A 10,718-nucleotide genomic window follows, 5' to 3' on the forward strand; every position below is an offset into this window, starting at 1 on the left:
CGAGTACCTTCAAGCCTGGGCGACTTTTAGCGAGTCGTAGCGCGCTTGCAGCTCCTGGCGTTGCAGGCGGCGCTGCTGAGCCTGGGCGTACCGGCGTTGTTCGACGCCCGTATCCGGAACCAGAGGACGCACGGCTACGGGGCGGTGGTTGTGGTCGACAGCGACCATCGTGAAGTAACAGCTGTTGGTGTGGCGTACGCTGCGCTCATGAATGTTTTCAGTCATGACTTTCACGCCGATTTCCATCGAGGAACGACCGGTGTAGTTGACTGAGGCCAGAAAGGTCACCAGCTCACCGATGCGGATCGGCTCCTTGAAGATCACCTGGTCGACCGACAGGGTCACCACATAATTGCCGGCATAGCGCTTGGCGCAAGCGAAGGCCACTTCATCAAGCAACTTGAGCAAGGCCCCACCGTGAACATTGCCGGAGAAGTTGGCTTTGTCCGGGGTCATGAGCACACTCATGGTCAATTGATAGCTTCCTGGTTCCATTACTGCCTCATCAGGTCGGTCAATCATGTTGGCTCAACTCATCTGGATGTTGCTGCGGCCATGGGCGACTGACGCGGTTCTACGTCGACGCAACGGGAAGGGCAGACTCCGGCCGATCAGGGCGTAACAGGGTTGCAGGACACGAAGTACCAGGTGGATGAGCCATGGTGGCGGTGGAGTCTAACAATCGAAAAAAACGATAGCTAGCTAATGAAACGAGAAGGTATTTTTCATATTTTGTAACAGTGCGGCATGACGTCGCGGGTATTCCGGTATGCCCGGACAGTGTGGGAGCACGTGAGACGTGCTCCCACAGATCGTTACAGCATCAGATCGAGGAGCGACGATAATCCCGATAACGCGCTTGCCAGAAGTTGCTTTCGATCGCCAAGTGCAGGCGTTCGTCACTGATCTGCAAAGCCTTGCCTTCTTCCTGAGCCTGTTTGGCCACGGCGAAGGCGATCTTCTTGCTTACCGCCTGTATCTCGCTCAGCGGTGGCAACACCGCATCACCCTCTCCGGTGAGGAGTGGCGAGCAGTCGGCCAGGGCTCTGGAAGCGGTCATGATCATGCCATCGGTGATCCTGGTGGCCATGACCGCCAAGACGCCCAGGCCGATACCGGGGAAGATGTAGGAGTTATTGCACTGGGCGATGTGAATCTTGCGCTCGCCCAGGCTGACCGGTGGAAACGGGCTGCCGGTGGCCACCAGAGCCTGGCCATTGGTCCAGGTGAGGATTTCCTGGGGGGTAGCCTCGATCTTGGAGGTCGGGTTGGACAGCGGCATGACGATCGGCTTAGAGCAGCCCGCATGCAGGGCCCGGATGACTTGCTCGGTGAACAGTCCGCGTTGCGCCGATACACCCACCAAAATGCTGGTCCTGGCGTGGCTAACTACATCCAGAAGGGTTAAATCGCCATTGCCTGCAGCCCATGCCGGCATGCTGCTGCGCTTTTGCGCCAGCTTGTGCTGGAACGGTAGCAGGTTGGCCATGTCATCGGTCAGCAGGCCCCAGCGGTCGATCATGAAGATGCGCTGGCGAGCCTCGCTGTCGCTCAGCCCTTCGAGCATCATCGCCGCGACGATCTGCTCGGCAATACCACAGCCGGCTGAACCTGCGCCGACGAAGGTCACTACCTGATCGGACAGACGTTCGCCTTTGGCCTTACACGCGGCGATCAAGGTGCCGACGGCTACGGCAGCGGTGCCCTGGATATCATCGTTGAAGCAGCAGAGCTGGTCCTTGTAACGCTCCAGCAGCGGAGTGGCGTTGGTCTGGGCGAAATCCTCGAATTGTAGTAGCACGTTGGGCCAGCGACGTTTGATGGCCTGGATGAACAGTTCGACGAACTCGTTGTACAGTTCGCCGCTAACACGTTCATGGCGCCAGCCCATGTACATCGGATCGTTCAGCAGGTCAGGGTTGTTGGTGCCGACGTCGAGTACCACCGGTAAGGTGTAGGCCGGGCTGACGCCGCCACAAGCGGTGTACAGCGACAATTTACCGATCGGGATACCCATGCCACCGATGCCCTGGTCGCCGAGCCCTAGGATGCGCTCACTGTCAGTGACCACGATGACTTTGACGTTGTCCTTGGTGGCGCTGTGCAAGATATCGTCAATGCGATCGCGGTCGGGGTAGGCGATGAACAGTCCGCGATGGGTGCGGTAGATGCTGGAGAACTCCTGGCAGGCCTGGCCGACGGTCGGGGTATAGATGATGGGCAGCATCTCTTCGAGGTGATCTTCGAGCAGACGGAAAAACAGTGTCTCGTTATTGTCCTGCACGCCGCGCAGGAAGACATGCCGGTCGATATCGCTGGTGCACAGCTCATATTGCCGGTAAACCCGGGTTGCCTGCTCCTCGATGGTTTCCGTGGCCTGCGGTAGCAGGCCAAGCAGGTTGAAGTCGATCCGCTCCTGCGAGCTGAAAGCGCTGCCCTTGTTCAGCAAGGGCATTTCCAGTAACGACGGGCCGGAGTAGGGAATGTACAGCGGCCGTTTTTGTTTTTCGTTCATCTTGAATTCACTCTCTATCTTTTGCAGAACCCCGAACCTAGCAGGCCAATGAGAGCGTGGTACAGTAAACGTTAGTCTGCTACTTATTTATTCCCGTCCGTGTGGTGACGTGCCACGTGAGCCTTGCGAGCGCTTGAATGCGACGTGGGTTTCTCTGCTTCGACACGGCACCAGTCCCTCCTGGCGGCCGTGGGTGTGGGATTTAAATGGCATCGGGTTTGAGAGGATCAGGCGTTGAGAAAGTTGGCGCGGATGCTGTCGGGCCCTGGCACGATGCTGGCTAAATCTCCCTCGCGGCCCCCCAGCAATCCCCCGTGGTTGCCGCTCTCGACCACTCGTCCTTTATCCAGCACTACTAGGCTTTCCCAAAGCAGCTTACTGCCGCTGAGTGCTGCCGAAGCCTTGCCCTTCCAGTTAAGGAGCGAACATTCAGCCGAGCGCAGCGGTGTCACGGAAGCTTGGGCGATCAGCCGCGAGCCGAGCGTTTCAGCGCCAGCTTGCCGTCACCGAGCAGGGCAAGCGCGAGGGCGGCGAGGGTCAGTTCGTCGAGCCAGCGGTCGGCGCGTTCAACTGGGGCTCGGTGGCTGTCGATCCTGATCGGCAAATCCTGATCGCAGCGCCTGTGCGTCTTGCCTACAAATACAACCTGATCAAAAGGACCGCGCAAACAGAAGAGAAGCGCCTGTTCACCCAGGACGGAACGCCTTACTGGAACGAAAACTTCAACGGCGACTATGCCATCCATATCCAGCAGTTCGCCTCCGGTCTTGGCGTTCCCTGTATCGCACCGCCTTGGGGGGCGTATGGTCGGGGTTGACCTGAATACCGGCAAAACCGAATGGATGCGCCGCACTGGCACCAGCAAAAACCTGAAGACCAGTTTCCTGCCAGGGCGCTTCCCGATTGGCTTCCCGATGGGCATGGTCGCCCATGGTGGGCCGTTGGTGACCGCCGGTGGTGTGGTTTTCCATGGCGCAACGGCGGATAACTTTATTCGTGCCTATGACATCAACACTGGCAAAGTCCTCTGGCAGACCGAATTGCCCGCGGGCGGGCAGGCCACGCCATCGACTTATATGGGCAGCGATGGCAAGCAGTATGTGATCATCTCTGCCGGTGGCCATGGCTCCCTTGGGACAACCCTCGGTGATAGTGTGATTGCGTTCCGTCTGGATTAAGCGATCAGTCAAATGAAGAAAGGTCGTGGGCTAAGGTGTCACGGCCTTTTTTTGACCTGTCGCACATGGCGTCCTTGGATGAATCGCCATTGCTGGAGGGCATGCGAATCTTTGCGCAGGTATGATGAAATAAAACGATAGGAGGGTGGATGGACCGGTACGCGTTTCGTGAATGGCTCCCCCATGAAAAGCCTTCCCTGCCGGGCTCGCCATCGACGCCCTTGCACTCAAATCCCAAGCGTTTTGCCTATGGGGCAGTGGGTTTGCTGGTCGCCATTACCGGTGGACTGGGCAACGCGCTGGTCACGGCAAACCTGCAATTCCTTCAGGGGGCGTTGGGGGCCACCACAGCGGAAATGGCCTGGTTGCCGGCTGCGTATGTCATGACCAATGTCTCGATGAACCTGTTACTGGTCAAATTCCGCCAGGAATTCGGACTGCGTGCGTTCACCGAAGTGTTCCTGTTGCTCTACGCATTGGTGACCTTCGCTCATCTGTTCGTCAACGACCTGAATTCGGCCATCGCCGTACGGGCGGCCCACGGGATGGTCGGCGCGGCGCTGAGCTCCCTGGGGCTGTACTACATGATTCAGGCCTTCCCGGCGAAGTGGCGAATGAAAGCCTTGGTGCTTGGGCTGGGTGCCTCTCAGCTGGCCCTGCCATTAGCGCGGATTTTCTCCGAGGATCTGCTGCAGATCGCTGAATGGCGCGGCCTGTATCTGTTCGAGCTGGGCCTGGCGCTGACGGCGCTGGGTTGTGTGCTCATGCTCAAACTGCCACCGGGGGACCGTTTCAAGACATTCGAGCCGCTGGATTTCCTGACCTTCGCGATTATGTCCGGCGGAGTGGCACTGCTGTGTGCAGTGCTGTCGCTTGGGCGCATTGACTGGTGGCTGGAGGCACCGTGGATCGGCATCGCCCTGGCGGCGTCGATTGCGCTGATCGTTGCCGGGCTGGCCATCGAGCACAACCGCAGCAACCCTTTGCTGATGACGCGCTGGTTAGGCAGTGGCGTGGCCATTCGCATGACCCTGGCGGTGATCCTGATTCGTATGGTCACGTCCGAGCAGTCCACCGGTGCGGTGGGGTTTTTACAGGCATTGAACATGAGCAGCGAGCAGATGCGCAGTCTGTATTACGTCATGCTGCTAGGGGCCGTGTCGGGGTTGGCCGTCAGCGCCCTGACGATCGATCCGCAGCACCTGTTCATGCCACTGATTGTTTCACTGGTATTGATGGCCACCGGCTCATTCATGGACTGCTCGTCGAGCAACCTGACCCGCCCGGAGCAAATGTATTTGAGTCAGTTTCTACTGGCGTTTGGCGGGACGTTTTTTCTCGGACCGACTATGGTGCTTGGCACCCGTAATGTAATGACGAACCCACGTAATCTGGTGAGCTTTTCGGTGTTGTTCGGGATCTGCAATAACCTTGGGGGCCTGATTGGTTCAGCGTTACTTGGCACCTTTGAGATCATGCGGGAAAAATTTCATTCCAGTGTCATCGTCGATCAGCTGACGACGCTCAACCCCCTGGTGCTCAGCCGGGTGCAAAGCGGCGCTGCGGTTTACACCGGGATCATTGTCGACCCGTCGCTGCGCACCAACGTCGGGACCCGGGTGCTATCTGCAGCGGCAACTCGAGAAGCCAATATACTGGCCTACAACGATGTCTTCATTCTGATCGGCAGCATCGCGATACTGACGATGATCTGGATTTTCATCCGCAGTCTGTGGCTGTGGAACGCTAACCGGGCCGCTAATGGGGCCCGCACTTCCGACTCTCGCAGTGGCGCCTCCACGCAATGACCGAACCGACTACTACGACGACCAATGCCATCGCCTCCACTCCCGAGGGAGACGAGCCATCCATTAACCTGGCCACCGAGCCGCGGTCGCTGCGGGTACGCATTCTGTCCTCCATAATCTTCGCCTCGGTTGCCATCATCGGCGTACTTGTGGTGCTCTATGCCTGGCAGTTACCACCCTTCAGCAGCGCCATTGTAAGTACCGAGAATGCGGTGGTGCGTGGCCAGGTCACCATTATCGGGCCGCAACTCAGTGGTTATGTATTTGAAGTGCCGGTGCAGGACTTTCAGTTCGTCAAGGCCGGGGACTTGCTGGTGCGCCTCGATGACCGGATTTACAAGCAACGGTTGAACCAGTCGCTGGCGCAACTCGAACAGCAAAAGGCCGCGTTGGCCAATAATCTGCAGCAGCGCAAGAGTGCCGAGGCCACCATCATCCAGAAGCAGGCGGCTATCGCCAACAGCGATGCGCAGGCGCGCAAGAGTCAGGCTGACCTGGGCCGTAATGAAGAACTGATCCGTGACGGCTCGGTGTCGCGTCGCGAACTGGACGTGACCCGCGCCGCTAATGCCCAGGCGGTTGCGGCGCTGGCCGAGACCAATTCGGCACTGGAAATTTCCAGGCAAGACTTGCAGACCGTGATCGTCAACCGGGCCTCACTGGAAGCGTCGGTCCTCAATGCCGAAGCCGCAGTGGAATTGGCGCGTATCGACCTGGACAATACCCGCGTGACGGCACCGCGCGACGGTCAGTTGGGGCAGATCGGCGTACGTTTGGGCGCATACGTCAACTCGGGGGCGCAGTTGATGGCACTGGTGCCTGATACGCTCTGGGTGATTGCGAACATGAAGGAAACCCAAATGGATAAAGTCCGTATCGGTCAGCCGGTATCTTTTACCGTCGATGCCCTGAACCACCTCCAATTGCGTGGTCATGTGCAGCGTATCTCGCCGGCCACCGGTTCCGAATTTGCACTGCTGCAGTCGGACAATGCCACCGGCAACTTCGTCAAGATCGCTCAGCGTGTCCCGGTGCGCATCACCGTCGACCCGGACCAGGCCGAGGTCAAGCGCTTGCGGCCGGGGATGTCGGTGGTTGTAAGTATCGATACCCGAAATGGAGAGGAGGGTGATCGAGAGGAGGCTGCTGCATCGCATCCCTGACACGGCGCTCGAACAAGGCGTCGAGTCTGCACGTAGCTCTGTATGTTTAATGAGGTTTCGTCTGAGGCGACATTGAGTTTCTGTTGAGCGGGCTCGTTCAAGACATCGTCTTCCATCTTCAGCCCATTCACGTTCTCTTGCTTCCTCTTCTTCTCGTGTCTGGGGATTACTGCGTCGTCGCAGATCAACAACATGGCCGAGAGCTTCGTGAAGATAATGAAGCGTGACTACGTGGCACACATGCCCAAGCCGGATCGAGAAACGGCGTTGCGCAATCTGGCAATTGCCTTTGAACATTACAATGAGCAGCATCCGCACAGTGCTTTGAACTATCGCTCACCGAGGGAGTTCAGGCGCTTGGCAGCTGCATCAATTTAAAGTTGGTGTTCGGTTTTGTAGGGGCAATTCCAACCCACGACACCCTTGCCTCTGGCTAACTCTTCCCCTTGCCGGGTGTGTAAAGGACCTTCACCTCAAAATCACCAACGAGGCCACTACAGCCAAGCTGATTGCGATTGCGCGCGACGGGCCATGTCGGGCGCACATAAAAAAGGCCCGCGCGTGGGCGGGCCAAAAAATTGCATCAAAGGAGTGATGAATTGGAGATTCACCAGCATCAGGCGCGAGAGTCGCACTTCATGCATTCATCCCCGCCAGCTTACCCGTATTCGGGAGCTCTACATTATTGATTTCATAGATAATTAAAATCCAAAATAGAACTTATCATTTAGGCGCTTTCAATAGTATTTATCGTCCCGCTGCAACGGGTGTGAACTATTAGACAAACAATTGCCCCGCCAATAACCCAATTTTCATTGTGGTTGTCAACGACTTCTGCAGCCTCCTGCCAACACTAAAATCAAGAAAATAGCTATTGGAAGTATCTGATGCTCAATCCTAAACATGTCGCGATCGCGTGTGCGCTCATCTCGACAAGCACACCCTATGCGTTCGCCAGTGAACAGTCCGACGCCAAGGGGTTCGTTGAAGACAGCGACCTGAAATTGCTGTTGCGTAACGCCTACTTTAATCGCGATTACAAAAACCATACCAATGATGCCAAGGTATGGGGCCAGGGTTTCATTGGCACGTTACAGTCTGGCTTCACCCAGGGAGCCGTCGGTGTCGGCGTCGACGTTTATGGCTTGCTCGGCGTCAAGCTAGATAGCGGTCGTGGTCGCAACTACACGGCCTTTTTCGACGCCGACAGCGATGGCCATCCGGTCGATGACCTATCGGAGACAGGGGCTACACTGAAACTGCGCTTCTCCAATACCGTGTTGCGCTACGGCAACCAGTTCCCGTCCATGCCGGTACTGGCGTATGACGACTTGCGTCTGTTGCCCCAAGCGTTTACTGGCACTCTGGTCACTAGCAAGGAAATCGAAGGGCTAGAATTGAATGCCGGACGGTTCACCGCTGATAGCCCGATGGGCGATCCGGCACGGGATCCTAATCATCTCAAGAGTATCGATGTGATTGGTGGCACCTACAGCGTGACCGACGTCTTAAGTGTCGCGGCGTATCACTCCGACGTGAAGGACACCTACAAGAAGTACTATGGCAACGTGAACTATACAGTGCCGTTTTCCGATTCACAGGCGCTGAATCTAGACTTCAACATTTACCGTACCGATTATGACAATGGTTCTCAGGCGGCGTTGGATTTTGGTGGCGATGGCGTCAACGACACCAACACCATCTGGAGCCTGGCGGCCAAATACAGCGTCGGTGCGCATGCCTTTATCGTCGCCCATCAGCGGAACAGCGGCGATGCAGGCTATGCCTATGACTACGGAGACGGCGGTAGCGCCATTTATGTCGCCAACTCCTACTACTCCGACTTCAACCTGAAAGACGAACAGTCCTGGCAACTGAGCTACGAGCTGAATTTTGCGGAGTTCGGTGTACCAGGACTCACCTACAAGACTGCTTATGTGCGCGGCGGCAACATCGATGCCGGGGGTCAGCAGGACGGAACGGAGAGAGAGTTCTTCAACCAGGTCAAATACGTGGTACAGGACGGTGCATTGAAGGATCTGTCGTTCAAGTTGCGAAACTCGATCTACCGGGCAGACCGTGATGTCGGCCCTAACCTGAACGAAGTCCGGGCCTTCATCGAATACCCTCTAGACCTTCTCTGAGCCATAGCGCTGTTTGTAGCGGCGCGCCTTTCTACCAGTCATGCTTTCGAAGCGTTAGTGGTCAGAGACTTTTCTTCATTCGTTGCCATACCGATCGAAATGAAGGCGTTCCAATGCTGTGTCCCGTCGTAGGTGCTGTGCTGGAAAATGCTCAAGCAACGTTTTTGGGGACCCAGGGCATCGTCTTGGTGCCAGGGCTCAAGATTCGTCAGTCTCTCTGCATACTGCCCGTCAACCTTGGCTGTGTGATTCATAGCTCACCCCGTGGGGAAAAATAAGAGCTTATGGTCGACGGGCGACGATTGCCGTTCAGATGTTGATTAATTCGGGTTCAATTTTTCGGTGGCCGAGGCAGGCGTCGTCATGAGCGCTTTGTGCCCATTTGAGTTGCCTATACCTAGTCCCTTCAGGCCGCCTTGGCCGATCATGATGTCGGTGAGCTTCCCGCCTAACCGGTGTCAGAACCAAGTGCTAGCAGGTTCCGGGGACCACCGTCGCTACTCACACCATGATTATGCCGAAGAGAATAAAGAAGCCTGGAACCGGTCTGTCACGTCAAGGCCTATGCCCCAAGGCTCGCATCATGGTTGCACCCGTTCGTCCCACGTCATGGGGTGTCTATGCCCCGGACAGCACCTGGGTATCACCATGTCGGCGACGTACTCGCGGCTTGCGATTTTTGAAACGTGATTCGCGGGCTCCCACCGGTTTGCTGACGACCTAGTGGCTGGAAGCCGCTGGAGCATCAACCGTTGGTCGCCAAGCCATGCCCAAATCAGGGTATGGGCCAAAGTATGGGCTGTGATTTTTTTCGGACACGCAGAAACGACAAAGCCCTGAATAATCAGGGCTTTGTGTAGTGGTCAACTAATCCCGGACACGACGTTAAGTTTTTTCTCGGCCTGAGCTGGCGCGAGCCCAGCGTTGAATTGATGGGGCCGAATCCAGTTGTACCGATGCATCAAAAAATGACTGATGTCGCGTTGGGCCTCTTGGGCCGTTCGGTAGCCCGTGGTTGGTATCCATTCGGTTTTCAAACTCCGGAACACACGCTCCATCGGCGCATTGTCCCAGCAATTTCCCCGGCGACCGAGCCGGGACTTGGGGTGGAGCTGAACATGGACGTGGTGCGCAAGCATTCGCCGTACACCGGTGAGCGCTTGCACCTGCAAATGGCGCCGACCCCGGCGGACGTCAAAGACACATCGCCGGCCAGAGGCTGACGGGAAATGGCGCAGCCCCCTTGTGGGAGCGAGCCTGCTCGCGAAAGCGGTAGATCAGTCACCCTCGTTGTCGACTGTCAGGCCGTATTCGCGAGCAGGCTCGCTCCCACAGGGTTTGCGCCTCCCCATCAGGCGGTTTTTTTGTACAACGACTTACGCGGTAACCGTGCATGACATACGACTACATCATCGCTGGCGCAGGCGCCGCAGGCTGCATCCTCGCCAACCGGCTCTCGGCCTCGGGGAAACACACGGTGCTGCTGCTGGAAGCGGGCGGCAAGGACAGTTCGCTGTGGTTCAAGATCCCGGTCGGCTTCGCCAAAATGTATTACAATCCAACCTTCAACTGGATGTACTACAGCCAGCCGCAAAAGCAGCTGAACAACCGGGAAATCTATGCCCCGCGCGGCAAAGTGCAAGGCGGTTCGGGTTCGATCAATGCGATGGTCTATGTCCGTGGCCAGGCCCATGACTTCGACGACTGGGCAGCCAACGGCAACGACGGCTGGGGTTTCAAGGACGTACTGCCGTACTTCCGCAAACTGGAAAACCATCCGCTGGGCGACAGCGAATACCACGGCGGCAGCGGCCCGATCAGCATCACGCCGATGAAGGGCCAGACCCATCCGATCTGCGATGTGTTCCTCAAGGGCTGCGACGAACTCGGCTACCCGCACAGTGATGACT

6 protein-coding genes and 5 pseudogenes are annotated in these 10,718 nt (G+C 57.2%); 8 read left to right on the top strand and 3 right to left on the bottom strand.

Annotated elements, in window-relative coordinates:
* Nucleotides 1-9: 9 nt before the first annotated feature.
* Both ACN1C3_RS32450 and ACN1C3_RS32455 read right to left on the bottom strand, forming a co-directional pair.
* Entirely contained in the window at nt 10-495 is a 486-nt protein-coding gene (locus ACN1C3_RS32450) for an acyl-CoA thioesterase (RefSeq protein WP_419119814.1), read from the bottom strand.
* Between the two features lie 328 nt (nt 496-823).
* Nucleotides 824-2,515, bottom strand: coding sequence for an NAD-dependent malic enzyme (locus tag ACN1C3_RS32455; protein ID WP_419119815.1), 1,692 nt, complete (start codon nt 2,513-2,515; stop codon nt 824-826).
* Between the two features lie 556 nt (nt 2,516-3,071).
* Here ACN1C3_RS32455 and ACN1C3_RS32460 point away from each other — a divergent pair.
* From ACN1C3_RS32460 to ACN1C3_RS32485, 6 genes and pseudogenes are all read left to right on the top strand, one after another.
* Nucleotides 3,072-3,693, top strand: a pseudogene (locus ACN1C3_RS32460) (membrane-bound PQQ-dependent dehydrogenase, glucose/quinate/shikimate family); the annotation flags it as partial.
* A 149-nt stretch (nt 3,694-3,842) separates the two neighbouring features.
* Nucleotides 3,843-5,501, top strand: a complete 1,659-nt coding sequence (locus tag ACN1C3_RS32465) for an MFS transporter (protein ID WP_419119816.1) — start codon at nt 3,843-3,845, stop codon at nt 5,499-5,501.
* Nucleotides 5,498-6,664, top strand: a complete 1,167-nt coding sequence (locus tag ACN1C3_RS32470) for an HlyD family secretion protein (RefSeq protein ID WP_419119817.1) — start codon at nt 5,498-5,500, stop codon at nt 6,662-6,664. The genes ACN1C3_RS32465 and ACN1C3_RS32470 overlap by 4 nt, the downstream gene beginning before the upstream one ends.
* A gap of 174 nt (nt 6,665-6,838) precedes the next feature.
* A pseudogene (locus ACN1C3_RS32475) lies at nt 6,839-7,042 on the top strand (integrase core domain-containing protein); the annotation flags it as partial.
* Nucleotides 7,043-7,551: 509 nt separating this feature from the next.
* Nucleotides 7,552-8,808: an OprD family porin gene (locus ACN1C3_RS32480; protein WP_419119818.1), complete on the top strand. Its 1,257-nt coding sequence runs from the start codon at nt 7,552-7,554 to the stop codon at nt 8,806-8,808.
* 450 nt (nt 8,809-9,258) lie between these two features.
* Nucleotides 9,259-9,351, top strand: a pseudogene (locus ACN1C3_RS32485) (integrase); the annotation flags it as partial.
* 320 nt (nt 9,352-9,671) lie between these two features.
* Here ACN1C3_RS32485 and ACN1C3_RS32490 read toward each other — a convergent pair.
* Nucleotides 9,672-9,902, bottom strand: a pseudogene (locus tag ACN1C3_RS32490) (integrase core domain-containing protein); the annotation flags it as partial.
* Here ACN1C3_RS32490 and ACN1C3_RS32495 point away from each other — a divergent pair.
* Together ACN1C3_RS32495 and ACN1C3_RS32500 are read left to right on the top strand one after the other, a co-directional pair.
* Nucleotides 9,885-10,031, top strand: a pseudogene (locus ACN1C3_RS32495) (mandelate racemase/muconate lactonizing enzyme family protein); the annotation flags it as partial. The pseudogenes ACN1C3_RS32490 and ACN1C3_RS32495 overlap by 18 nt on opposite strands.
* A gap of 170 nt (nt 10,032-10,201) precedes the next feature.
* On the top strand, nt 10,202-10,718 hold a 517-nt coding region (locus tag ACN1C3_RS32500; RefSeq protein ID WP_419119819.1), incomplete at its 3' end, for a GMC family oxidoreductase.

Origin of the sequence: Pseudomonas sp. H11T01 (assembly GCF_048515765.1) — a bacterium.
In the GTDB taxonomy this organism is placed as follows: domain Bacteria; phylum Pseudomonadota; class Gammaproteobacteria; order Pseudomonadales; family Pseudomonadaceae; genus Aquipseudomonas.